Source organism: Prevotella ihumii (assembly GCF_900155655.1).
In the GTDB taxonomy this organism is placed as follows: Bacteria; Bacteroidota; Bacteroidia; order Bacteroidales; family Bacteroidaceae; genus Prevotella; species Prevotella ihumii.
The window spans coordinates 1,945,730-1,971,401 of sequence record NZ_LT706987.1 but is presented as its reverse complement, the minus strand read 5'-3'; the positions used below and the strand labels follow the sequence as shown (position 1 = coordinate 1,971,401).

The following is a 25,672-nucleotide window of genomic DNA, read 5'->3' as shown; positions in this document are numbered from 1 at the left end:
GGTTTAATTGTTGCATACGTTTATTTACTTATTCTACTTTGATTTTTCTGTGCAAAGTCTTTCCACGACCCATAATGCTTGGCTGTGCTGTCGGGGCGACCTGCCTGCAAAAAGTGGCAGTAGGCTGCACCGAGGGCGTCGGTGGCGTCCATAAAGCGGGGCATCTCGGTTTCGTCTAAGTGGAGCAATCGTTGCAACATATTGGCTACTTGCGCTTTAGATGCCGACCCACTACCCGTTATTGCCATCTTTATTTTCAGCGGTGCATACTCGTGTATAGGCACATCGCGCTGTATGGCGGCGGCTATGGCTACGCCTTGCGCTCGCCCAAGTTTGAGCATCGACTGAATATTCTTACCAAAGAATGGGGCTTCGATTGCCATTTCGTCGGGCAAATATTCCTCAATGATGCCTGTTACACGCTCGTAAATTTTGCCCAAACGCAGGTAGGGGTCGCTCTCTTTGCGCATATCTATCACGCCCATCACCACCATTTCGGCTTTGTTGCCTTGTGTGCGTATTACGCCGTAACCCATCACGTTGGTACCGGGATCGATGCCAAGAATAATTTTTGTGGGCTGTGGTGTGAGCTTTTTTGCCATCGGTTATCGGTCCATATAGGGGTTGTGTGCCAGCTCGTAGCCTATGGTTGTAGGCTCGCCGTGGCCTGCATAGATGCGTGTAGTATCGGGCAGTTGTGCCAACTCGCGCAGCGAACTGATGAGCTGAAACATACTACCGCCTGGGAAGTCGGTACGTCCTACGCTGCCACGGAAAAGGGTGTCGCCCGTGAAGGCCACTTCTTCGTCCTTGCAGTAGAAGGTTACAGAACCCTGTGTATGCCCAGGGGTGGGCAGTACGGTGAAGGTGTGCGAACCGAAACGCACCTCCTCTTTTTCTTTTAGGAAGTGGGTTACGGTGGGGAACTCGTAGTCGATGGTCATTCCGAAGAGGGTTGCGCCCTGCTCTTTCAGTGCTGCCATCATTGGTGCATCTTTTTCTGATGCTTTGGGGTTCAACCCATATTCCTCGGCTATGGTATTGATGCCGAAGTTGTGGTCTAAGTGTCCGTGTGTTGCAAGGAGGTGTACGGGGCGCAAACCTTCGGTGCGTATGGTGTCGACAAGTTCTTTTCGCTCGTCGGCATAGTATGTTCCGCAGTCTATGATAACACACTCTTTGGTTTCGTCCCAAACGAGATACGTGTTTTCTTCTATCATATTGCAGACAAAAGTTTTAATGTTGAGCATATATTTCTTTTCGTTTATCCTACAGGAACGTACACCAAATACTTCTCTTTGAACCATTCTTCGGTAAACCATTCGGTGAGTTCTCGCTGTTCTACAATCTTTCTGTAAGGGCTTGTTTCTTGATCAAGGTTGCCCCCTTTCAGCACGATAACACCATTTGCGATGGCGTTGTGCTGGTCCTTGGCTATGTTTTTGCGTACAATGCGCATCAAGTCGGGCAGCGGCATTACGGCACGCGACACGATAAAGTCGAACTTGCCCTTTTCCTGTTCGCCACGTAGGTGTTGCGGAAGCACGTTTTCTAATCCTATGGCGGTAGAAATTTCGGTAGCCACCTTTATTTTTTTGCCCGTTCCGTCTATCATCTTAAAGTTGGCTTCGGGAAACATTATTGCCAACGGAATACCAGGGAAGCCGCCACCTGTGCCAAAGTCTAAAATGTTGGTATCGGGCTTGAAACCAATAAATTTGGCAATCGCCAACGAGTGTAACACGTGGTGTAGGTAGAGATTGTCAATATCTTTGCGTGAGATGACATTGATTTTCGAGTTCCAGTCCACATATAAGTCGTACAGCGCAGCAAACTGTTCTTGCTGTCGCACTGTTAGGTGAGGAAAATATTTTGTGATGAGTTCTATCATATTGGGTTGCTTAATTTTCGATGCTGATGCGTACTTCCTTCTCGCTGATTTCGCCTGCCTGATATACAAAGGTGGTGGAATCGTCGGTGAGAATGAAGTTTTGGGTAGCGTAGGGCGCAATGTTTACAAAGTAGCCTTTCTGTTGGAGTGCCTTTGTATCGTCTTCGTCAGGGTCTAATCGGTCTGCCAACTGCTCCACAATCTGCTTTGTTAGTGTGGTTTGGTAGTCGTTGCCGTACTCGTCTTTTAGGGTTATGCGCTTGCCCGTCTTGGGGTCGATATTGAAAAAGAGCTTAGTATGGTTGCTCACTTTGCCTGTCGTGATGGCTATTTCCGAACAATAAAGAATGTTTTTGCCCTTGCTTGGGAGTATCTTTGTTGTGATGTTCAACGCCCAATTCAGTTCGCTGTATTGCTTTTCCCTATCCTTTAGCCATCGTGCAATCTCCATATATTCAGCCACATAGCGACGCATCGTCTCACGCACTACTACCTCTGGGGTGAGTGGCTCGTAACTTGCGGCAAAGTAGTTGGGCTGTAAGGTGCCCATACGCAGGAGGGAGTCGTTGGCTGTAGCATATTGTGCGCCTTTAAGATAGGCAAAGTCGATATGCACGGTGCAGGCTGCTTCTTTATTGAAATGTACCACCGTGTCTGCCACCACGTGCGCCGTAGCCACAGCAAGAGGCTTCGGGGCTTTGGGTTTAGATGTGCAAGCCACGCCAAGAAGAATGATGGCGAGAACGGCTATAATGGGGTATAATCTGCTCTTTCTCATAATGAATGGGGCAAAGTTACGAAAAACTTTTGTAACTTTGCGTTACATTATATATAATAAACCGAAAATGATAAAAGCTTGTTTGTTTGATTTAGATGGCGTTGTGTTTGATACCGAGCCTAAGTACACCATATTTTGGGGTGGCATCTTTCGTGAGTTTTACCCCGATAGCGAGGGTTTGGAACTGAAAATTAAGGGGCAAACCTTGGGGCAAATCTATGCCAAATATTTTCCTGACGAGGGGCAACAGGCGGAGATAACCCGACGATTGAACGAGTACGAGGAGAAGATGAGTTACGAGTATGTGGCTGGCGTGGAGGCGTATGTTGGTAAGTTGCGCAGCGAGGGTATTCGTACCGCTGTCGTAACGAGTTCTAATCGTGCCAAAATGGAACAGGTTTATCGTCAGCACCCATCGTTTAAGGAGCTTTTCGATGGTATTTTTACGGCAGAAGATTTCCGTGCGAGCAAGCCTGCCCCCGATGGTTATCTTACGGCAGCAGCACGACTTGGGGTAGAACCTAAAGAGTGTGTGGTGTTTGAAGACAGTTTTAACGGAATGAAGTCGGGTTTAGCAGCCAATATGCGTGTTGTGGGTGTGGCTACAACCAACACTATTGAGGCAATGAAGGAGTACACTGATGAGGTGATAGAGGATTTTACAGCGTATTAGTCGGACTTGTCGGACAACAATGGCATTGCAGAATACCGACCCTGGTTTCCACTCTATTTATGGTTTGAAGTTTAGGCTGGTTCTATAAATTACCACCGATTTGGGTTAAAACAAATAGCGTATGTCAATTGGCATACGCTATTTTTGTATCTTTACCAAAACAAAAGGCGCATACAGAGCAAATCTCTATATGCGCCACACCATTAATTATTCAGATAAGACATATTTTGTGTGCAAGTTATAGTCAAAATTCTATAACCAATGCAGCATTGTGCATCACTGCACTTCTACGAAGATACTGCAACTCAAGATTGAATAAAGATTATACAAGCTAAAATGAACAGTATGGGGTACAAAAATACAAAGAAATATTGAAAATGAGTGAACTTTTGGAAAATAAATTATACTAAACATTAAATTATGTAACCTTTCATCGGAAAATAGCGACCAAAAGGTCTGAATGTGCTCGCACACAACACAATTGATATGCGTCAATAAAAGGGGTTTATAACAGAAAAAACAAAAAATAATTATGGCAGAAACTTCAAAGCGTTGTACCTTTGCATCGTCAAAAGACATAAAGGTTATTAGATTGTTTAGGTTAATAGTAATAGATTTAGGTTTTTAGTTATTTTATTTTAAGGTAGAACATTGATTGTTCAGGAAATAGGAAAATTAGTCTAAGGTAATAAAAAAGAAAGTTGAACGGATAACAATGATGCAAGATTTAAGGGAAACGCCGTGAGGCGCGAACCTTACAATCAAGCATACAAGAACAAGCCACAAGCTTGCTCTTCGAACTACAAAGTGCAGAACTTCGGTTCTGCACTTTGCTGTTTTTTACCTCGCCTATTCCACTCTTCGTAACTTACAACCCACAAAATTATTCGCTATGGCTACACACAAATCAATTATATAATTAAGGTGTATCAGAAAAAATTAGTATTTTTGCAAATAGATAGACAAAAGATCAATGAACAATAAGAAAGCAACATTAGAGCTGGGCACAAAGCCTATAGGCAAACTATTAGCACAATATGCCTTGCCTGCCATCATAGCAATGACGGCAGCTTCGCTCTATAATATCATCGACCGCGTGTTTATTGGTCAGGTGGTAGGGCCAATGGCTATCTCTGGACTTGCCATCACCTTCCCCTTTATGAACCTTGCAGCCGCTTTTGGGGCAGCTGTGGGCGTGGGAGCATCTACCACGATTAGCGTAAAATTGGGGCAGAAGGATTACGAAACAGCAGAAAACATTCTTGGCAATACCATTACGCTCAGCCTCATTATTGGTTTAGCCTTCGGAGGCATTTGCCTGCTCTTCCTCGACCCTATATTGCGTTTCTTTGGTGCAAGCGATGCTACACTGCCGTATGCTCGTAGTTTTATGCAAGTAATCTTAGCAGGCAACGTGATTTCGCACATGTACTTCGGAATGAATGCTGTGTTGCGAGCCGCATCGAAACCCAAGATGGCAATGTATGCCACTATCTTTACCGTGGCGATGAACATTCTTTTAGACGTAGTATTCATTCTTTGGTGGAATTGGGGCATACGTGGTGCAGCCTCGGCTACCATCATTTCGCAAGCCTTAGCCTTATGTTGGCAGATGAAACTTTTTGCGAACAAGGACGAACTTTTGCACCTCAAGCGTGGCATTTACAAGCTAAAATCCTCATTGGTAAAGAATATCATCTCCATAGGCATCTCACCCTTCTTGATGAATGCGTGTGCGTGTGTGATTGTGATATTCTTAAACAATCAGTTGGTACACTTTGGAGGCGATATGGCTGTGGGGGCATTCGGTATTGCCAATAGCATTGCAATGATTTTTGTGATGTTTGTCATCGGACTGAACCAAGGTATGCAGCCCATAGCAGGATATAACTATGGTTCGCAGCAGTTCGACAGAATGATGAAAGCAGTTAAAATCGCCATCATCACTGCAACGTGTATTATGCTAACAGGGTGGACTTTGGCAATGTTTGCGCCTTACTATTGCGCCCGATTGTTTACCAAAGACCCCGAGCTGATAAAACGTGGCGTAGAAGCCATTCACGTCATAATGATAATGTTTCCTTTCATTGGCTGCCAGATGGTTATCACCAACTTCTTCCAATGTATAGGAAAGGTAAAAATAAGTATTTTCCTCTCACTCTCTCGTCAATTGCTTTTCTTGCTACCTATGCTCGTAGTGCTCCCAAAACTTTATAAGATAGACGGTGTTTGGGCTTCTATGCCCATAAGCGACGCCTTGTCGGTAATTGTGGCAGTTACGATTTTTGCAGTACTGATGAGAAAGTTTAAGGCAGACAAGGGGGCTTTGGCAGACAAGGGGGCTTTGTCGGACAGGTCGGACCAGTCGGACAAGTCGGACAAGTCAGACAGGTCAGACAAGTCGGACAAGTCGGACAGGTCCGACAGGTCCGACACGTCCGACTTGTCTGACTAACGCCCACTCCCCCACTACTTCCAAAAAACATAACAACTATGAACAAAAAAAAGCTAATCATTAACGTTGGGCGCCAATTGGGCTCAGGCGGACGCTGCATTGCAAAGGCACTTGCAGAACGATTTGATTGTGGATTTTACGATAAAGAAATCCTCAACCTTGCTGCCAAAGAGAGCGGTTTCTCAGAAAAATTCTTTGAAGAGAACGATGAACAGAAAGGCTTTCTTAAGTCGCACTTTCATATCCATCTCCCCCTCTTGGGCAACAACGACTTCTATGAAAACGATTTTTCGCAAGAAGGACTTTATCAGTTCCAAAGCGATGTAATACGAAGATTGGCTGAAGAAAACGAACGATGCGTGTTTGTGGGTCGCACAGCCGACTATATACTTCGCGACAACCCTAATGCTATCAATATTTTCATTACGGCAGATATGGAATTTCGTGCTAAGAACATCGCCCAACGACAAGGTTGCACCATAGAGGAAGCCCGCAAATACATAGAAAAGAAAGAGGACGAACGTGCAAAATACTACAACTACTACACAGGCAAAACGTGGGGACACGCCGAAAGTTACCATCTCTGCATAGACACAAGTGTATTGGGAACGGAAGCCACGATAGAGTTGATAGCAAAGTTTATTGAGGGCTGACCTATATGAAAAAAATAGGAATCATAAGCGACACACACGCCTACTGGGACGAACGATACGCTCATTATTTAGGCAATTGTGATGAAATATGGCACGCTGGCGACATTGGTTCGTTGGAAGTAGCAGACAAGTTTGAGGCACTTCGCCCCATCTTTCGTGCTGTACACGGCAATTGCGACGGCTACGACCTACGTGCTCGCTACCCCGAAACACTACGCTTTAAGTGCGAGGAGGTAGATGTAATGCTCAAGCACATAGGTGGTTATCCTGGTAATTACGATTACTCGGTGCGTAACAAATTGCTCTATTCACCGCCCAACCTCTTTGTAGACGGACACTCGCATATCCTAAAAGTGATGTTCGATAAAAGTCTCAATCTCCTCCACATCAACCCAGGGGCAGCAGGCTTGCAAGGCTTTCACAAAGAACGAACCATCGTAAGATTGACCATCGAAGGCAATAAAATGAGCGATTGTGAAGTTATTACATTAAACAATTCTAATAAAGAACAAGCAAACAATAAAAAAGAATAATCAAAAACGATAATAAAAAACTAAGGTATGAAAACTTATCTCGTAACAGGTGCCGCAGGTTTTATCGGTGCAAACTACATCAAGTATCTACTTAACAAGAAGTATGTAAACGAAGACATCAAGATTATTGTTCTTGACGCATTAACCTACGCAGGCAATCTTGGAACTATCAAAGACGATATTGACAACAAGCGTTGCATCTTTGTGAAAGGCGACATTCGCGACCGTGAACTTATAGACCGCCTCTTTGCAGAACACGACATCGACTACCTCGTAAATTTTGCTGCCGAAAGTCACGTCGACCGCTCTATCGAAGACCCTCAACTCTTCCTCAACGTCAACATTCTCGGTACACAAAACCTAATGGACGCTGCTCGCCGTGCGTGGGTAACGGGCAAAGACGAAAAGGGTTATCCTACGTGGAAAGAAGGCAAACGCTACCACCAAGTGTCTACTGACGAGGTGTATGGTTCGCTCGGAGCTGAAGGCTATTTCACCGAAACCACACCGCTTTGTCCTCACAGCCCTTATTCTGCCAGTAAGACCAGTGCCGATATGTTTGTAATGGCTTATCACGACACCTTCCACATGCCAATAAGCATCACACGATGCTCTAACAACTATGGACCTTACCACTTCCCTGAGAAGCTCATTCCGCTGATTATCAATAACATTCTTTCAGGAAAGCCTCTCCCTGTATATGGCGAAGGACTCAATGTTCGCGACTGGTTGTACGTAGAAGACCACTGCAAGGCTATCGATATGGTAGTGCGTGAAGGGCGTGTAGGAGAGGTTTACAACGTAGGTGGTCACAACGAAATGAAGAATATCGACATCGTAAAGCTCACCATCAAGACCATTCACGATATGATGGAAGCCGACAAAGACCTACGCAAGGTGCTGAAAAAGCAAGTTAAGGATGCCAATGGCGACATCGATATTTCGTGGATTAATAACGACCTCATCACACACGTTGCCGACCGCCTTGGACACGATGCACGCTATGCCATCGACCCTACAAAGATAAAGAACGAACTCGGCTGGTATCCCGAAACAATGTTTGCCGATGGTATCGTGAAGACCATCAAGTGGAACCTTGAAAATCAAGCGTGGATAGAAGAGGTTACAAGCGGCGACTACCAAAAGTATTACGAAGAAATGTACGGAAATAGATAAAGATTCCCCTAACCCCTCCAACAGGACTACTCTTTATAACAAAAAATATTGCTAAAAGAAAGCTGCTTTTGAAACAGATTTGATACCTCGCTATCTGTGGTTTTGTCAGACTTGTCCGACCAGTCCGACTTGTCCGACCAGTCAGACCTGTCAGACCTGTCAGACCTGTCAGACGTGTCCGCCCCTGTCCGCCTTAACCACCTCAAACCCCTTAAAACTTATGATAGGAAAATTAATAGACTTACCCAAACGGTTAGACCATCGTGGCAATTTGACGGTTACGGAGGGAATGAAAGACATTCCATTCCACATCGCACGTGTATATTGGGTGTACGATGTGCCAGGAGGAGAAAACCGTGGCGGACACTCGCACAAGCATTGTCGCGAATTTATCATTGCTGCCAATGGCTCTTTCACCGTAACCCTCGACAACGGAAAAGAAAAGAAATCGTACCTACTCAACCACCCTTATCAAGGATTGTTGGTAGATACCAACACATGGCGAACCCTTGAGGATTTCTCATCGGGCGCACTCTGCCTTGTATTGGCTGAAGACCCCTTCGACGAGGACGACTATATTCGCAATTACGACGAATACATCAAGTTTCTCGAACAGCTATCTAAGTAAGAACAAGCCGCGCACACACAGCATTTTAACCTCCATACCATAGAAATGGCAAAACAAGAATACATCAAGAAAAACAAAGAATGGATAGAAGCCAAAGCAAAAGAAGAGGGCGTTAAGCCTCTTGCGCGTGGCGTATATTATAAGGTGATAGCCCAAGGCGATGCCAACAGCCCACAACCCAAACGCCGAAGCATCATTACCGCACACTACACAGGGCGAACCATCAACGGCAAACAATTCGACTCCTCACGTGGTGGCGCACCCTTGGCAATACGCCTGTCCGACCTTATAGAGGGTTGGATTATTGCAATGCAAGAGATGCACGTAGGCGACCGATGGGAGGTGTACATACCTGCCGAATTGGGGTATGGCAAATTCTCCGAACCTGGTATCCCTGGCGGTTCAACCCTCATTTTTGACATCGAGCTCCTACAAGTGGGCTAACAAGGTGTAGGGGATCGGTTTACCGAGTTCCATTTTTTTAACCCAAATCGCTTTCTATGTTAAAATCCAAATGTTTTGACCATTATTTTCAATTTATGCTGAGATTTTATAATCAGGGGTGAATGTTTGGCGGTTTCTAACCATTGCAGTGACCAAATGCACAAGTTTGTTCTTGACATTGTTCAATGCAACTTGCTTCTTCTTTCCGCGTTCCACGAGGCGCATATAGTACCTCGCCATAACGGGATTGAATTTGACGGCAGCCAGTGCAGCTTGTGTCAGCATGGCCTTTATCTGGCGGTTCGCCATATAATGTACATGCGGATCAGAATGCACACTGGTGCCAGAGTCTTTTCCGAATGGGGCTAAGCCGTAATAGCAGGCAATCTTGCGCGAGTCGTAGTTGAAACGACGGAAGTTGTCTGTATACACCATCAGACAGACAGCGTTCTGCGTTCCTATGCCAGGCACCGAGGTCACGATTGTGAACACCTCGGTGAGCTCTTCGTCCGACTTAATGAGCTCGGCGATTCGCTTGTCTATCTTCTCTACTTCCTTGTTGAGTTCTGACAGGATATGCCTTCCGCTCTGCGAGATCATCGTCTTGATAGGCGATTTCTCCATAGTGAGCTTCTTCTCGCCTCTACGCACCTGAAAGCTGCATCTATGGCGTACCACCATTTGACGATACAGAAACAGCTCTCGTAGTTGTGCAAGTGACTCGCTAAGTGGCTCGTACATAACGGCTTTGTCGTGATTTCTCATAGCGTATTCTGCAATCATCGAGGCGTCGGCGCGGTCAGACTTCAATCGTCTGAGACCTGATGCGTCCTTGATGCTCTTGGCGTTCTCAAGCCACATGTCGTAGCCTTTGCCGTAGAGGAAGTTGCATAGTCCTTTGCTGTAGTCGCCAGTATTTTCACCGCAGAAGAGCCACAGGGAAGGATCGATGCCGTAGGAATTCTTCTCCACCCACTTGACCAGTTGCTTGTAGCCAGACACTGTTGTCTTGAACTCGTTGAACACTCTTGGGGCCGTTTCTGTCAGACCGTCTGCAAAAATGATAGCCACATCAACTTTTTCTTTCGAAAAATCAACTCCGATAAATAAATTCTTCATATATTTGTACAATTTTATTAAGTAGAATTGGTCGATAGTTGTATGGACTAGAACTCTAAATAGGCTTCGTGTCGATAACTTTCTATCTGGTCTTTGCAACTATGTCGATGAGGTCCGAAACGATTTATAGCTTTTAGCTGGGTCGTTAGCTGGTTTACCTCTTCGACAGACCGATTCTACCTTTTTACAACAAAGGTACGAAACTGTCTTTAGCAATCATAGTTTTACCTTGATTATTTAATGTTTATGCGACTGCGTCGCATTCTTCTGCAAACTTAGAGGTCGTTAGACCAGTCTGACCAGTCGGACTGGTCGGACTGGTCGGACTTGTCTGACTTGTCGGACCAGTCGGACTTGTCGGACACGTCCGACTGGTCTAACGACCGATTGAGGTTAAAAGCTTGCACGTTCAAAACTTATTTGTTATCTTTGCTTTCATAATAAAAATAAGACTTTTAAGAACAATAACAGATATGTTGATAATCGAAATTATTTCATACCTTATAACCCTCCTTGCAATGCCCTTTGTTACCCGTGGCGATTCTTGGATGTTAAAAGTTCTCTACTTGGGGCTTTGCAGTTTTTTTACTCCTATAATAGGAATTCCCCTTTACAAACATCTAATGAAATAATATCTATCACTAAGAAAAACTGTCCTTTGCACTAAAACTGTCTGTTATTATATTTGCACTTAAAAAAGGTAAATATGGTAACAGACAGTCTTGTTCATAAGAAATTTGTTCACGACACAATGACAGATGCTGTCAATCGTCTCTATGCAGCATGGAGACCAGCCGTTTCTGTCTTTCAGGTACGTTCAGGCGAACTTCAACGCTTTGCTCAAAGCGGAGCTTCTTCAAAGCAAATCTCTGATGGTTCGTATGAATTACGTTTGTTTATTCCTTTGCACCTTCGTTTTCTTGATATTCAATATCGAAAACCTAAAGGGAAAAGATCACAAGGAAAGTCTAATCTTTATAATAAACTTGTATGGCCTATTCTTTACAAACACGTATTCCCAGAGCTACGCTATGGGTTTACCGATGAGGTTCGCAACGCTCTGCATCATCAATTGTCCCATGCCATAGAAAAAAAATAACCAAACTGTTACTTGTGCGTTCCAAGGATATTGCTTATCTTTGTCGCAGGAACGTTTTCGTTAAGCCAAATGAGCAGAACCGAGCTTGCTCGAGTTATGCCATGGCGAGAAAACGAAGGATGAAATCCAACTAAAAACAAAAACTATGTGGACAATTCTCGAAATAATCATAACGCTGATAACAATGCCATTCTTTATAAAGGCTGACGATTGGTGTTGGAGAGCTTGCCTTATTTACATTGGTTGCTGCATGCTCTTTACACCCCTCGTAGGAATCCCCGTTTTTCTCTTTGCTTTCAGCAGATAGACAGACAGTTTTGTCCTTTCCTGTTTTATTGTCTTTTATTACCTTTGTATGCAAAAGGTAATAACAGACAATTTTATTTTATGGCAAAACATTTATCTGAAGACGAAGTTACACTCGATGAAAGCTGCCATAAAGGCACGCGACTTTGACCCAGGCGCAAATATCTATAAAGAACAAGTATTTGAAGCCATACGCCAAGCTCATTATAATTTTTGCAATCGTCCTGGTGCAATAGGCTTCAATTTAAATGGATGATGCGAGAGAGATAAATTAATAGTTTTTTTAGACGAAATGGCAATACGCTGTGAAACGTGTTGCTATTTAAAAACTTGCACGTTCAAAACTTATTTATTATCTTTGCTTTCATAATAAACATAAGACTTTTAAAAACAATGACAGATATGTTGATAATCGAAATTATTTCATTCCTTATTACTTTTATTGCAATGCCCTTTGTTACCCGTGGCGCACCGCTTCTTGCAAAATGTATCTACTTGGGGCTTTGCTGTTGTTTTACTCCTATAATAGGGATTCCCCTTTACGAGTATCTAATGAAATAATACCTATCACTAAGAAAAGCTATCCTTTGCACTAAAACAGTCTGTTATTATATTTGCACTTAAAAAGGTAAATATGGTAACAGACAGTCTTGTTCATAAGAAATTTGTTCACGACACCCTCCATCGGGGTATCTCTAAAATATATGCTACGCAAGAAAGCGTTGTACGTAGCAATTATCAGATTCGCTCGGGGCGTCTTCTAACGTCCCTTTCCATAAGAAGCTATCGAAATGCCAATAAACTCACATCGTCATTAGGATTTCTCTGTATCGTACGGCAAAGAGAATTCCTAATGACTGATTTGGGTTTAAGAACAACGAGCAACCTGCACTGTACTATTCGGGAAAACAAGGGAAGAATAAGCAGAATTTTGTAGAATTGGGCAGGCAAGTCAGACGTGTCGGACAAGTCGGACAAGTCAGACAAGTCCGACCAGTCCGACCAGTCTGACCAGTCTGACAAAACAACAAAAAGGGCTTACACTATTTGCACGGTGTAAGCCCTTGTAGGATTTTACAAAAAGCATTAGCGGATTAGTATTCGCCCCACGCCTTAATATCGATGTCGTCAAGTTTGACGTTGCAGAAGGCTGTGATGAAAGCACTTGCAAGGCGAGAGTTGGTGAGCAAAGGTACATTGAGGTCGATTGAGGCACGACGTATCTTGTAACCATTGGTCAACTCACGTGGTGAAAGGTCTTTAGGAATATTTACCACCATATCTATTTTCTTATCGTGAAGGAGGTCTAAGGCTTGTGGTTGCTTGCCCTCGTCTGATGGCCAGTAGACAAGTGTGTTGGCAATGCCGTTTTCTTCCAAGAATTTAGATGTGCCACCTGTGGCAAAGATGTTGTAGCCGTGTGCCTTCAACATCTTAGCAGCATCGAGCATTTCTGCCTTTTGCTTTGCTCCACCTGTTGAGAGGAGAATGTTTTTTTCAGGAATGCGATGTCCCACAGAGAGCATACTCTTGAGCAATGCGGTTGAGGTATCGTCGCCCAAGCAACCCACTTCGCCCGTAGAACTCATATCGACACCGAGTACTGGGTCGGCTTTCTGCAAGCGATTGAACGAGAATTGAGAAGCCTTGATACCTACATAGTCGAGGTCGAAGAGGTTTTTATTAGGTTTCTCCACAGGAATATTGAGCATCACCTTGGTAGCCAAGTCGATGAGGTTGAGTTTCAATACCTTGCTCACAAATGGGAACGAACGGCTGGCACGGAGGTTACACTCGATAACAAGAATATCGTTGTCGCGCGCCATAAACTGAATGTTGAACGGTCCGTTGATGTGTAATGCCTTAGCTATCTGACGACTAATGCGCTTGACACGGCGAACGGTTTCAACGTAGAGTTTCTGTGGTGGGAACTGGATAGTGGCATCGCCCGAGTGAACACCTGCAAACTCGATGTGTTCTGATATAGCGTAAGCCATTATCTCGCCATCACGTGCCACAGCGTCCATTTCTATTTCCTTCGCATTTTCGATAAACTTGCTTACCACAACAGGGTGGTCTTCGCTTACGTTGGCAGCCAACTTGAGGAAGCGTTCCAATTCGTCAGGGTTAGAACATACGTTCATAGCTGCACCCGAAAGCACGTAAGAAGGACGAACAAGAACAGGGAAGCCCACACGGTCGACAAATTCGGCAATGTCGTCCATACTGGTCAAAGCACGCCATTCAGGTTGGTTCACCCCTATTTCGTTAAGCATAGCTGAGAATTTAGCACGATCTTCAGCATTGTCGATGTCCTTAGCCTTTGTTCCTAAGATGTTGACATTCTGTGCATCAAGATGAACAGCAAGGTTGTTAGGAATTTGTCCGCCCGTAGAAACGATTACGCCGTGAGGAGTTTCCATATCAATGATGTCCATCACACGTTCGAAGGTAAGTTCGTCGAAGTAGAGACGGTCGCACATATCATAGTCGGTCGACACGGTTTCAGGGTTATAATTTATCATTATTGAGCGATACCCCTGTTTGCGAATGGTTTCCAATGCCTGCACGCCACACCAGTCGAACTCTACCGAACTACCGATGCGATAAGCACCCGAACCGAGAACAATAACGCTCTTGCGGTCGTTAGAGAAAGTAATATCAGAGTTGACACCAGCGTAAGTAACATAGAGATAGTTGGTTTGGGCTGGATATTCGGCTGCCAGGGTATCTATCTGTTTCACCACAGGGAGAATGCCATAACCCTTACGCAATTGGCGAACAAGGAGCATTGCCTTGTGCATATTGGCTGTTTCTGCCTCTAAACCTACGGCACGAGCTATCTGGAAATCGGTAAATCCATACACCTTAGCAGTGCGGAGGAGGTCTTTACCCAACGTATTGATATTGTGACGCTTTAGTTCTTCGTCAATATCAATGATGTGCTTGAGCTTATGAAGGAACCAATGGTCAATCTTGGTGAGTTCGTGGATTTGGTCGATGGTATAACCCTTGTGCATTGCCTTAGAGATGACAAAGATACGCTTATCGGTAGGTTCACGGAGGGCAGCATCGATGTTGGCAATTTCCAACTCCTTGTTTTCCACAAAGCCGTGCATACCTTGCCCTATCATACGGAGACCCTTCTGAATGGCTTCTTCAAAGTTGCGACCAATCGCCATGACCTCGCCTACCGACTTCATACTTGAACCCAACTCCTTGTCTACGCCACGGAACTTGCTCAAGTCCCAACGTGGAATTTTACAAACTACATAGTCTAAAGCTGGTTCGAAGAAGGCTGAAGTGGTCTTGGTAACAGAGTTTTTCAACTCGAACAAGCCGTAACCCATACCCAACTTGGCAGCAACAAACGCCAAAGGATAACCCGTAGCCTTACTTGCCAAGGCTGACGAACGAGAAAGACGGGCATTGACTTCGATAACACGATAGTCTTCGCTCTTAGGGTCGAAAGCGTACTGCACATTACATTCGCCCACAATACCGATGTGGCGTACAATCTTGATAGCCAATTTGCGAAGTTTGTGATACTCGCTGTTGGTCAAAGTTTGTGAAGGAGCAATAACAATAGACTCGCCTGTGTGGATGCCCAATGGGTCGAAGTTTTCCATATTGCAGACCGTAATACAGTTGTCGTATTGGTCGCGCACTACTTCGTATTCTATTTCTTTCCACCCTTTCAAGCTCTTTTCTACCAATACTTGTGGAGAGAAAGCAAAGGCTTTTTCGCAAAGTTTGTTTAGCTCTTCTTCGTTGTCGGCAAAACCACTACCAAGTCCACCCAAAGCGTAAGCCGCACGAATAATGACAGGGTAGCCCAATTCGGCTGCTGCCTTGCGTGCATCTTCTATTTTCTCGCAAGCCTCGCTCTTGATGGTCTTTATATCAATTTCGTCTAACTGCTGTACAAAGAGTTCGCGGTCTTCGGTGTTCATAATAGCCGATACGGGTGTACCAAGTACCTTGACATTGTACTTTTCAAGAATACCGAGGCGGTCGAGTTCTACACCACAATTGAGCGCAGTTTGTCCACCGAATGCCAAAAGAATGCCATCAGGTTTTTCTTTTTGGATAACACGCTCTACAAAATAAGGTTGTACAGGGAGGTAATATATCTGGTCGGCTACGCCTTCAGAAGTCTGAACGGTAGCGATATTAGGATTGATGAGAACGGTAGAAACACCTTCTTCACGTAATGCCTTGAGTGCTTGCGAACCTGAATAGTCAAATTCACCAGCTTCACCTATCTTTAATGCGCCTGAACCAAGGAGCAGGACTTTCTTTATTGATTCGTCTTTCATTATTTCAGTGTTTCTACAAATTTGTCAAACATAAATTCTGTGTCTACTGGACCTGAGCTTGCCTCTGGGTGGAACTGTGAGCTGAACCAAGGATTTTCCTTGTGGCGAATGCCTTCGTTACTGCCATCGTTCATATTCACAAAGAGTTCTTCCCAATCTTTGCCCAATGTGCCGCCATCTACAGCATAGCCGTGGTTTTGAGAAGTAACGTAGCACTTGTTTGTACCCACCATTCGCACAGGTTGGTTGTGTCCACGGTGTCCGTACTTCAACTTATATATCTTTGCACCTGCTGCCTTAGCCAGCAACTGATTACCCATACAGATACCACAAATAGGTTTTGTGCTTTGGCTCATCTGCTTGCGAATAATTTCTACTGCATCGTTGCACATATCAGGGTCGCCAGGGCCGTTGGCAAGGAAGAGTCCATCGTATTCTAAGGAGGTGTAGTCGTAGTTCCAAGGCACACGGATAATCTCTATCTTTCGGTCTACCAACTCGCGTAAGATATTGGCTTTCACGCCACAATCTACCAATACTACTCGTTTGCCTGCGCCTTCGTTGTAACGAATAATTTCCTTTGTAGAAACCTTATCCACAAAGTTTACACCTTCATAGTTGGCTTCAGGAATGTTGTTGGGTTCATCATCAAAGATGATTTGTCCCATCATCACACCGTGCGCGCGCAATACCTTGGTTAGCTCGCGTGTGTCAATGCCTGTTATCCCTGGAATGTGCTCACGTTTCAACCACGCTGCCAAACTTTCTACAGCATTCCAATGAGAATAATCTTCGGTGTAGTCTGACACTATCAATGCACTTGCATAGATTTTGTCGCTCTCCATAAATGAAGGGATTTGATTTTTCTCAATGGTAAAAGGTGGTACACCATAGTTGCCTACGAGGGGAAAAGTCATTACAAGCATTTGACCAGCATAGGAAGGGTCGGTTAAGCTCTCAGGATAGCCCATCATAGCAGTGTTGAACACTACTTCGCCAGCCACGGGAGCATCATATCCGAATGATTTTCCACGAAACTTAGTTCCGTCACTCAATACTAAAGTTACATCTCTCATTATTAAATGTTTATGTTTGAATTTGATATATTGCAATTTTATAAAATAGAATGCACATCGTTACCGGCGTAAACCCAAATCGGTCATTAGACCAGTTTAGGTGCTTACTTTATTCTTTTTGAAACTTATGAGATGTCTTTTGTCTTATTTTGGCTTTATTTTACCTCTATCTGCAGTCACATAGCCCGCTATGCTCCTTTGATATATGCAAAATAAATCGCAAAATAACCGCAAAATACATTCTCATTCTAACGACCGATTTGGGGTAAACCGAATTTAGCAACCTCGTTATACAAAGAAAGCATGCTGCTTAATGAAAAGCAGACATGCTTTGATGTGTATCACTTATCAAAATAAACGTGTTCGTAATAGCTGACAAAAGCTTTATTCACGAGACGCATACCGCCGTCGGTGGGGAATTTGCCCGTAAAATACCAATCGCCCTTATGATGAGGAATGGCTTTATGCAAGCCCTCAATACTCTGATAAACCAATTCAACAGGCGTTGTCATACCCTCGGGACGAAGCATTTCTACTATCTTTGCGTTGATTTCTTCCACGGTGAATGGGTCGTAAATCTTACAAACAGCATTGGTCAATTCTGCCCCCTTAGGCTTTTCAAGCTCTTTCTTGCACGCAGCATATACCTCGGCAAGCAACGATTCCATATTGCGTTCCTTTATCAACTCGATAGTTGCACGGAACACACAAAATTCTTCCAAGCGAGGCATATCAATGCCGTAATAGTCGGGATAGCGTATCTGAGGCGCACTCGATACGATAACAATCTTCTTAGGATGGAGTCGGTCAAGAATACGCAGGATACTTTCTTTCAACGTTGTACCACGCACAATAGAGTCGTCGATTATCACAAGATTGTCTTCGTGTGGGGTGATACATTCGTAACTGATGTCGTAAACGTGCGAAGCAAGATCGTTACGCGAATTGCCTTCGGTAATAAAAGTGCGAAGCTTGATGTCTTTCCAAGCTACTTTCTCTGAGCGCACGGCCTGATTGAATATCTCCAATAGCTCTTCTTCAGTGGGTTGATGTCCCAAAGCCTTGATTTGTTCTACCTTACGAGCATTCAGCCACGCCTTAAACCCTTGGAACAAACCATAGAACGCCACTTCAGCTGTGTTTGGAATAAAAGAAAGTACGGTGTGATTAAAATCGTAGTCTACCGATTTCAAAACTCGTTCGGTAAGTTGTTCGCCCAATTTCTTACGTTCCTTATAAATGTCACGGTCTGAACCACGTGAAAAATAAATACGTTCGAACGAGCAAGCTGCATCGCCTTTTTGTGGTATAATTTGATGCAATGAACATTCGCCAGCCTTATTTACAATAATAGACTGACCAGGTTTTAACTCTTGAATATCCTCACATTGGAGGTCGAAAGTGGTCTGCAATACAGGACGCTCGCTTGCCAAAGCCACAAACTCATCGCTCTTATAATAGAATGCAGGACGTATGCCCCAAGGGTCGCGCATTGAGAACCATTCACCCGAACCTGTGATACCACAAATAACATAACCACCATCGAAGTGTTGCATCGTTGTTTGCAACATATTCTTCATTTCTACGTGGTCTTCAATGTAGTGGGTGATGTCGAATTTCTCTAATCCTTGTTGCTTAGCTATCACGAAATTACGCTCTACTTCTCGGTCTAAGCGGTGTCCCATCAATTCTAACAACAAGTAAGTATCGCTGTATTTGCGTGGATACTGACCTTGTTTGGTAACAATATCGAATATTTCGTTGATATTGGTCATATTAAAGTTGCCACACATAGAGAGATTCTTAGCCCTCCAGTTGTTGCGGCGAAGGAAAGGGTGGACGTATGAGAGTCCGCTCTTTCCCGTAGTAGAATAACGGAGATGCCCCATATACAACTGACCTGCGAAAGGCAAATTATCTTCAGCAAAGTTGACATCAGCCAATTGTTCTGGTGTGTAGTCCTTATATTGTTTGTGAATATTAGCAAAAATTTCGGTTACAGCGTTCTTTCCTTCAGCACGTTCACGGAACATATATTCTGTTCCAGGTTGGATATTGAGCTTTACGCTCGCAATGCCTGCGCCTTCTTGACCTCGGTTGTGCTGCTTCTCCATCATAAGATACATCTTATTGAGGGCATACATCCAAGTGCCATATTTTTCCTGAAAATAACTGAGCGGCTTAAGTAGTCGTATCATCGCTACACCGCAATCTTCATGTATATTATTTTCCATTTATCAAGGTACTATTTTTATTTCTTTTATTCTACAGTTACCGACTTTGCTAAGTTGCGTGGTTGGTCTACATCTTTACCCTTGCAAACAGCCACGTGATAAGCCAAAAGTTGGAGTGGAATAGTTGCCAACAGCGGTTCTAAACATTCCAACGTATCGGGCAGCTCGATTACCGAGTCGGCTATCTTAGCAATAGAGGTATCGCCTTTCGACACAATGGCTATCACCCTACCATTGCGCGCCTTAATCTCTTGAATGTTGCTGCGCACCTTCTCATACATTCCATTGTGTGTAGCAATAACAACAACAGGCATATCAGAGTCGATTAATGCGATAGGACCATGCTTCATTTCAGCAGCAGGATAACCTTCAGCGTGAATATAAGAGATTTCTTTTAGTTTCAATGCACCTTCCAACGCCACAGGAAAACTGTATCCACGACCCAAATAGAGGAAATTTTGTGCATAAGTAAAGGTTCGTGCAAGGTCTGCCACTTGTTCGTTTACCTTCAATACTTCTTTTATCTTTTCTGGGATAACGGTGAGTTCTTTCACAACCTTCACATAGTCGCTGTGCTTGATTGTGCCACGAGCATCGGCCAACGTGAGTGCCAACATTGTGAGCACCGTCACCTGACCCGTGAAAGCCTTAGTAGAAGCCACACCTATTTCAGGCCCTACGTGTATATATGTACCTGTATGGGTTGCACGAGGAATACTTGAACCTATGGCATTGCAGATACCATAGATAAATGCTCCATTTTCTTTTGCCAACTCGATTGCAGCCAAGGTATCAGCGGTTTCGCCACTCTGCGAAAGAGCTATCATAACATCGTCTTTGGTTACAACAGGGTTACGGTATCTAAATTCGCTGGCATATTCCACTTCTACAGGAATACGGCAGAAGGTTTCCAATAACTGCTTACCTATCAATCCTGCGTGCCAACTTGTACCACAAGCCACGATAACAATGCGTTTTGCTAAAAGCAGCTTATCACGATTATCAATAATGGCACTCAACGTAACTCTATCGCTATCAATATTGATACGTCCTCGCATACAGTTTATAAGACAATTGGGCTGCTCGAAGATTTCCTTCAACATAAAGTGAGGATAACCACCTTTTTCTATTTCGCCAAGGTTCATATCTACGGTCTTCACGTTGAGCGACAATTCTTCGTTCAAAATGCTTACCACCTTCAATTCCTCACCGAGCTTCATCACAGCAATATTTCCATCTTCAAGATAAACCACCTGATCGGTAAACTCGATAATTGGACTTGCATCTGAACCTACAAAGAACTCGCCGTCGCCAATACCAATAACTAACGGACTTTGTTTGCGAGCTGCAATGAGCGTATCAGGGTGACGCTTGTCCAAAATAGCAATGGCGTATGCACCAATCACTTGATGAAGCGCAACCTGTACAGCTGTCAATAGGTCTAAGTCTTTCTTTGTTTGAATATACTCAATCAACTGAACCAATACTTCTGTATCGGTCTCAGATTGGAACTTCAAGCCTTTATCTATCAAGTTCTTCTTAATCTCGGCATAGTTTTCAATGATACCATTGTGAATGATAGCCAAGTTTTTCGATTCAGAATAGTGTGGGTGGGCATTGGTAGACGAAGGTTCACCGTGAGTTGCCCAACGTGTATGTGCTATACCCACAGTTCCATCAATATTCTTATCAGCACAATAAGCTTCCAATTCAGAAACTTTACCTTTTGCCTTATATACACTCAAACTCTTATCACTATTGATAAGTGCTACGCCTGAGCTGTCATACCCTCTATATTCTAATCTTTTTAAGCCTTTAATCAAAATAGGATAAGCCTCTCGCTTTGTCCCAATGTATCCAACTATACCACACATATTTGTCTAATGTCTTTATTCTGAAATAATCTATTTCTACCTCTTTTATCACACTTACCTCAATATATTAATGAGCAAACCTGTAATAGAAGTTGCAATACCAAGTACAGAGAACCATATACTTGTATTACTACCGAAGAAGGTATTACGAGCCTTCACCTTATGTGGTTCAACATATATAATGTCGTTTTGCTGTAAGTAGTAATAAGGTGAATTAATGATATTCGCATCATTCATATTCAAACGCACCTTATGCTTCTCGCCTTGCTGGTCTTCACGAATAAGCAAGATATTGTCACGCTTTCCATAAACAGTCATATCGCCAGCTTGTGCCAAAGCTTCTACAATATTGATTTTTTCAGTTGACACAGGAATAACCCCAGGGCTACCTACCTCACCGATAACTGTAATTCTGTAACTGCTCATACGCACAGAAACCAAAGGATTTTCAGTGCGTGACAAATAAGGCTGTATTTTACTCTTTACTAAGTCTTCACACTCAGTTTTAGTAAGCCCCGCAACGTGTATTTTTCCGACAATTGGGAAGTTTATATAGCCATCATTATCAACTAAATAACCTTTATTTTGTATTTGATTTTGCTGTCCATTTAATCTTAAATTGAATGGTTCTGAGGTTAATGGGTCAGTTGTTTGAACCAAAATAGTAAGTTCGTCCTTTGGCATAATACGTGCATCATACAACCCTTTTGAAGCCGCCAAACTAATAGAGTCTATGTTCTGCCAGTAAGTAACATTCTTACTTGAGCCACAGCCTACCATTGATAAAATCATAACTAAGGCTATGATTGGTAAAAGTAATTTTTTCATATTTATAGGAGCAATAACGTTATTTCAATATTTTTCCGAGTGCAAAAATACTACTATTTTCCGACAATAACAAGCGAAAACATAACTTTTGACGAAATATTTGAGAAAAACAGCAGAGGCAACACAGCTATGCTATATATAAAAGGTACGCACGTACAATAATATAAATAGCAAAAAAAGAGAGCTTCAAGAATTTCTTCTTAAAGCTCTCTTATCAAAAAAAGGCAGCTACCTACTCTCCCACATTGCATTGCAGTACCATCGGCGCAATTGGGCTTAACTTCTCTGTTCGAAATGGGAAGAGGTGGAACCCCAACGCAATAACCACCTAATTAAATCATATCAGCTACTACTCAATAATCAATTCGAGCAGCACCGTAGAAGGTGACAATCTTCACAAGCAAAATGTATCATAAAACATATTCAAGATGTCTATTAAAATGATATTACTAAAAAGCAACACCATACAACTCAAAGCATAACCATACGAATGAAAGTTTTGGGCAATTAGTAGTGCTCGGCTTTGATGTCACCATCTTTACACCTACACCCTATCAACGTCATCGTCTATGACGACCCTTATAAGGAGTTCTAATCTTGCGGAAGGCTTCGCACTTAGATGCTTTCAGCGCTTATCCATACCAGACTCAGATACCCAGCGGTGCACCTGGCGGCACAACTGGTAAACCGGAGGTCTGTCCATCACGGTCCTCTCGTACTAGTGACGGCACCACGCAAAACTCCAACGCCCACGATAGATAGAGACCGAACTGTCTCACGACGTTCTGAACCCAGCTCGCGTGCCACTTTAATGGGCGAACAGCCCAACCCTTGGGACCTTCTCCAGCCCCAGGATGTGACGAGCCGACATCGAGGTGCCAAACCACCCCGTCGATATGAGCTCTTGGGGGGGATCAGCCTGTTATCCCCGGAGTACCTTTTATCCTTTGAGCGATGCAGTTTCCATACACTTGCACCGGATCACTATGCCCCAGTTTCCTGCCTGCTCGGCATGTCTGCCTCCCAGTCAAGCGCCCTTATGCCATTGCACTCTATAAGGTCGGTTACCAATCGACCTGAGGGCACCTTTGGAAGCCTCCGTTACGCTTTTGGAGGCGACCACCCCAGTCAAACTACCCACCAAACAATGTCCTCGAAAATATCGAGTTAGACCTCAGACAGCCAAAGGGCCGTATTTCAAGGAAGGCTCCACAAACACTGGCGTGCCCGCTTCAAAGCCTCCGGCCTATCCTACACATCGGATGACCAAGATCAATGCTAAGCTGTAGTAAAGGTTCACGGGGTCTTTTCGTCCCATCGCGGGTAATCGGCATCTTCACCGATACTACAATTTCACTGAGCTCATGGTTGAGACAGCGTCCAGATCATTACACCATTCGTGCAGGTCGGAACTTACCCGACAAGGAATTTCGCTACCTTAGGACCGTTATAGTTACGGCCGCCGTTTACTGGGGCTTCAATTCAAACCTTCGGCGTAAGCCTAAGCTCTCCTCTTAACCTTCCAGCACCGGGCAGGTGTCAGACTGTATACGTCATCTTTCGAGTTTGCACAGCCCTGTGTTTTTGTTAAACAGTTGCCTGGACCGATTCTCTGCGCCTCATATAGTTAAATATGAGGACCCCTTATCCCGAAGTTACGGGGTCAATTTGCCTAGTTCCTTAACCATGAATCTCTCAACGCCTTAGTATATTCTACCCGACTACGTGTGTCCGTTTGCGGTACGGGTTGCGTAAACATTAAGTTTAGCGGATTTTCTTGGAAGTATGATTACCTGTGCTATCAGCTCCCTCCGAAGAGGATGCTGTACTATTAGTCATCAGCTCAAGGTGCGGATTTGCCTACACCTATCAATACCTAAAACTTTTAACGCCCATTTCCGTCAGGGCGCGACAGTGTCACGACTCCGTCTCCACATCACTGAATACGCAAGTCACGGAATATTAACCGTGTCTGCCATCGCTATCGCCATTCGGCTGAAACTTAGGACCCGACTAACCCCAGGCTGATTGGCATCGCCTGGGAAACCTTAGTCTTACGGCGAGGAGGAATCTCACCTCCTTTATCGTTACTTATACCTACATTTGCTTTTCCATACGCTCCAGGATAATTTACATACACCATTCAACGCATATGGAATGCTCCCCTACCGATACTTTTTATATACAATACTATCCCGCATCTTCGGTATCTGACTTATACCCGATTATTATCCATGCCCGGACCCTCGACTAGTGAGCTGTTACGCACTCTTTGAATGAATGGCTGCTTCCAAGCCAACATCCTAGCTGTCACGGGGACCAAACTTCGTTAGACTAACTTAGTACAGAATTTGGGGACCTTAGATGGCGGTCAGGATTCTTCTCCTCTCGGGGACGGACCTTAGCACCCGCCCCCTTACTGCGCAACTCCTGTCCATAAGCATTCGGAGTTCGTCAGGTCTCGATAGGCGGTGAAGCCCTCTTGACCTATCGGTCGCTCTACCTCTTATGGAGAACATTGCACGCGGCACCTAAATGCCTTTCGGGGAGTACGAGCTATCTCCAAGTTTGATTGGCCTTTCACTCCTACACTCAACTCATCGGGAAGCTTTTCAACGCTTATCCGTGCGGTCCTCCATTCCGTGTTACCGGAACTTCAACCTGGTCAAGTGTAGATCACTTGGTTTCGCGTCTACCCCATCTGACTAAACGCCCTATTCAGGCTCGCTTTCACTACGGCTCGGAGAATGAAACTCTTAACCTTGCCAGACATGGTAACTCGTAGGTTCATTATGCAAAAGGCACGCCGTCACATTAAAATAATGCTCCGACCGCTTGTAGGCGAATGGTTTCAGGAACTATTTCACTCTCCTAATAGGAGTGCTTTTCACCTTTCCCTCACGGTACTAATTCACTATCGGTCTCATGGGAGTATTTAGCCTTACCGGATGGTCCCGGCAGATTCGCGCAGAATTACACGTGTTCCGCGTTACTCAGGATACCACTAAGTCTTATTAAGCTTCGGATACGGGTCTATCACCCACTATGGAATGTCTTTCCAAACATTTCTCCTCACTCGCTAAGTACCACAACGTGGTCCTACAACCCCAAAGACGCATTGCTACGTCTGTGGTTTGGGCTCTTCCCCGGTCGCTCGCCACTACTGGGGGAATCATTAAATTATTTTCTCTTCCTACAGGTACTAAGATGTTTCAGTTCCCTGCGTTAGCCTTCATAAATAAATTATGAATAACATACCTTCAATATGTTAGGTTGTCCCATTCGGAAATCCTCGGATCAAAAGTTATTTGCACTTACCCGAAGCTTATCGCAGCTTATCACGTCCTTCATCGCCTCCATGAGCCAAGGCATCCGCCATTCGCCCTTAATTACTTTCTATTCGCCATTGATACATCAGCATTGCTACCGATGCATAATGATGCTCATACTTTCAGCTGTATTTCGAAATCATATTAAATAAGACTTCTTAAAAAAAAGAAATCTTGAACTTTGTAGTTTTACTTTACAGTTTTTGCTTGTGTCAATATGTCAAAGAACTATGTCGAGTGTTGACCTAAAAAGGTCG

Annotated in this window: 22 protein-coding genes and 2 rRNA genes; 9 read left to right on the top strand and 15 right to left on the bottom strand. The window is 44.0% G+C overall.

Annotated features, from left to right (window positions below):
* Nucleotides 1-20: 20 nt before the first annotated feature.
* From ruvC to CZ367_RS08835, 4 genes are read right to left on the bottom strand one after another with little or no spacing between them, the layout of a single operon-like run.
* Nucleotides 21-602 (bottom strand): crossover junction endodeoxyribonuclease RuvC, encoded by a 582-nt coding sequence (ruvC, locus tag CZ367_RS08850; RefSeq protein ID WP_077196561.1) that lies wholly within the window; start codon nucleotides 600-602, stop codon nucleotides 21-23.
* 3 nt (nucleotides 603-605) lie between these two features.
* The gene (locus tag CZ367_RS08845; protein ID WP_077196560.1) at nucleotides 606-1,250 is read right to left on the bottom strand and encodes an MBL fold metallo-hydrolase; all 645 of its coding nucleotides are present in this window, start codon (nucleotides 1,248-1,250) and stop codon (nucleotides 606-608) included.
* A gap of 14 nt (nucleotides 1,251-1,264) precedes the next feature.
* Nucleotides 1,265-1,891 carry a 16S rRNA (guanine(527)-N(7))-methyltransferase RsmG gene (rsmG, locus tag CZ367_RS08840; RefSeq protein WP_077196559.1) on the bottom strand — a complete coding sequence of 209 codons (627 nt, stop codon included), beginning with the start codon at nucleotides 1,889-1,891 and terminating at the stop codon, nucleotides 1,265-1,267.
* A 10-nt stretch (nucleotides 1,892-1,901) separates the two neighbouring features.
* On the bottom strand, nucleotides 1,902-2,669 hold the full coding sequence (locus tag CZ367_RS08835; protein ID WP_077196558.1) for an RsiV family protein: 768 nt from the start codon (nucleotides 2,667-2,669) through the stop codon (nucleotides 1,902-1,904).
* A gap of 67 nt (nucleotides 2,670-2,736) precedes the next feature.
* On the opposite strand from CZ367_RS08835, the gene CZ367_RS08830 reads away from it, so the two are divergent.
* The 5 genes from CZ367_RS08830 (at nucleotide 2,737) to rfbB (ending at nucleotide 8,159) form a co-directional block, all read left to right on the top strand.
* On the top strand, nucleotides 2,737-3,342 hold the full coding sequence (locus tag CZ367_RS08830) for an HAD family hydrolase (protein ID WP_077196557.1): 606 nt from the start codon (nucleotides 2,737-2,739) through the stop codon (nucleotides 3,340-3,342).
* A 973-nt stretch (nucleotides 3,343-4,315) separates the two neighbouring features.
* Nucleotides 4,316-5,797, top strand: coding sequence for an MATE family efflux transporter (locus tag CZ367_RS08825; protein ID WP_084793498.1), 1,482 nt, complete (start codon nucleotides 4,316-4,318; stop codon nucleotides 5,795-5,797).
* Between the two features lie 38 nt (nucleotides 5,798-5,835).
* Nucleotides 5,836-6,450: a cytidylate kinase-like family protein gene (locus tag CZ367_RS08820; RefSeq protein WP_077196556.1), complete on the top strand. Its 615-nt coding sequence runs from the start codon at nucleotides 5,836-5,838 to the stop codon at nucleotides 6,448-6,450.
* A gap of 5 nt (nucleotides 6,451-6,455) precedes the next feature.
* Entirely contained in the window at nucleotides 6,456-6,983 is a 528-nt protein-coding gene (locus CZ367_RS08815; protein ID WP_077196555.1) for a metallophosphoesterase family protein, read from the top strand.
* 27 nt (nucleotides 6,984-7,010) lie between these two features.
* Nucleotides 7,011-8,159 carry a dTDP-glucose 4,6-dehydratase gene (gene rfbB, locus CZ367_RS08810; RefSeq protein ID WP_077196554.1) on the top strand — a complete coding sequence of 383 codons (1,149 nt, stop codon included), beginning with the start codon at nucleotides 7,011-7,013 and terminating at the stop codon, nucleotides 8,157-8,159.
* 26 nt (nucleotides 8,160-8,185) lie between these two features.
* Here rfbB and CZ367_RS15930 read toward each other — a convergent pair whose 3' ends face one another.
* A complete protein-coding gene (locus tag CZ367_RS15930) occupies nucleotides 8,186-8,365 on the bottom strand; it encodes a hypothetical protein (protein WP_144005971.1) in 180 nt (59 codons plus the stop codon).
* 14 nt (nucleotides 8,366-8,379) lie between these two features.
* Between CZ367_RS15930 and CZ367_RS08805 the strand changes: the two genes are divergently transcribed.
* Together CZ367_RS08805 and CZ367_RS08800 are read left to right on the top strand one after the other, a co-directional pair.
* On the top strand, nucleotides 8,380-8,787 hold the full coding sequence (locus CZ367_RS08805) for a sugar 3,4-ketoisomerase (RefSeq protein ID WP_077196553.1): 408 nt from the start codon (nucleotides 8,380-8,382) through the stop codon (nucleotides 8,785-8,787).
* Nucleotides 8,788-8,832: 45 nt separating this feature from the next.
* Nucleotides 8,833-9,231, top strand: coding sequence for a BamJ family beta-barrel-assembly machinery protein (locus CZ367_RS08800; RefSeq protein WP_077196552.1), 399 nt, complete (start codon nucleotides 8,833-8,835; stop codon nucleotides 9,229-9,231).
* A gap of 93 nt (nucleotides 9,232-9,324) precedes the next feature.
* On the opposite strand, the gene CZ367_RS08795 is transcribed toward CZ367_RS08800, so the two are convergent.
* Both CZ367_RS08795 and CZ367_RS15520 read right to left on the bottom strand, forming a co-directional pair.
* Nucleotides 9,325-10,350, bottom strand: a complete 1,026-nt coding sequence (locus CZ367_RS08795) for an IS110 family RNA-guided transposase (RefSeq protein WP_077196551.1) — start codon at nucleotides 10,348-10,350, stop codon at nucleotides 9,325-9,327.
* A gap of 275 nt (nucleotides 10,351-10,625) precedes the next feature.
* A complete protein-coding gene (locus CZ367_RS15520; protein ID WP_154669322.1) occupies nucleotides 10,626-10,763 on the bottom strand; it encodes a hypothetical protein in 138 nt (45 codons plus the stop codon).
* A gap of 293 nt (nucleotides 10,764-11,056) precedes the next feature.
* Here CZ367_RS15520 and CZ367_RS08790 point away from each other — a divergent pair, with 293 nt between their 5' ends.
* Together CZ367_RS08790 and CZ367_RS15070 are read left to right on the top strand one after the other, a co-directional pair.
* Nucleotides 11,057-11,449, top strand: a complete 393-nt coding sequence (locus CZ367_RS08790; RefSeq protein ID WP_077196550.1) for a hypothetical protein — start codon at nucleotides 11,057-11,059, stop codon at nucleotides 11,447-11,449.
* A gap of 424 nt (nucleotides 11,450-11,873) precedes the next feature.
* Nucleotides 11,874-12,011: a hypothetical protein gene (locus CZ367_RS15070; RefSeq protein ID WP_202613123.1), complete on the top strand. Its 138-nt coding sequence runs from the start codon at nucleotides 11,874-11,876 to the stop codon at nucleotides 12,009-12,011.
* 527 nt (nucleotides 12,012-12,538) lie between these two features.
* On the opposite strand, the gene CZ367_RS15925 is transcribed toward CZ367_RS15070, so the two are convergent.
* The 8 genes from CZ367_RS15925 to CZ367_RS08740 all read right to left on the bottom strand — a co-directional run bounded on the left by CZ367_RS15925 (nucleotide 12,539) and on the right by CZ367_RS08740 (nucleotide 25,485).
* Entirely contained in the window at nucleotides 12,539-12,778 is a 240-nt protein-coding gene (locus CZ367_RS15925) for a hypothetical protein (protein WP_202613122.1), read from the bottom strand.
* 71 nt (nucleotides 12,779-12,849) lie between these two features.
* Nucleotides 12,850-16,074, bottom strand: a complete 3,225-nt coding sequence (gene carB, locus CZ367_RS08770; protein ID WP_077196546.1) for a carbamoyl-phosphate synthase (glutamine-hydrolyzing) large subunit — start codon at nucleotides 16,072-16,074, stop codon at nucleotides 12,850-12,852.
* The gene (gene carA / locus CZ367_RS08765; RefSeq protein ID WP_077196545.1) at nucleotides 16,074-17,150 is read right to left on the bottom strand and encodes a glutamine-hydrolyzing carbamoyl-phosphate synthase small subunit; all 1,077 of its coding nucleotides are present in this window, start codon (nucleotides 17,148-17,150) and stop codon (nucleotides 16,074-16,076) included. The genes carB and carA overlap by 1 nt, the downstream gene beginning before the upstream one ends.
* A 341-nt stretch (nucleotides 17,151-17,491) precedes the next feature.
* Nucleotides 17,492-19,384: an amidophosphoribosyltransferase gene (locus CZ367_RS08760; protein WP_077196544.1), complete on the bottom strand. Its 1,893-nt coding sequence runs from the start codon at nucleotides 19,382-19,384 to the stop codon at nucleotides 17,492-17,494.
* A gap of 26 nt (nucleotides 19,385-19,410) precedes the next feature.
* Nucleotides 19,411-21,258, bottom strand: coding sequence for a glutamine--fructose-6-phosphate transaminase (isomerizing) (gene glmS, locus CZ367_RS08755; RefSeq protein ID WP_077196543.1), 1,848 nt, complete (start codon nucleotides 21,256-21,258; stop codon nucleotides 19,411-19,413).
* Between the two features lie 54 nt (nucleotides 21,259-21,312).
* Entirely contained in the window at nucleotides 21,313-22,086 is a 774-nt protein-coding gene (locus CZ367_RS08750) for a polysaccharide biosynthesis/export family protein (protein WP_077196542.1), read from the bottom strand.
* A gap of 219 nt (nucleotides 22,087-22,305) precedes the next feature.
* Nucleotides 22,306-22,418: ribosomal RNA gene (gene rrf / locus CZ367_RS08745) — 5S ribosomal RNA — on the bottom strand.
* Nucleotides 22,419-22,574: 156 nt separating this feature from the next.
* Nucleotides 22,575-25,485 (bottom strand): 23S ribosomal RNA (locus CZ367_RS08740).
* Nucleotides 25,486-25,672 lie beyond the last annotated feature (187 nt).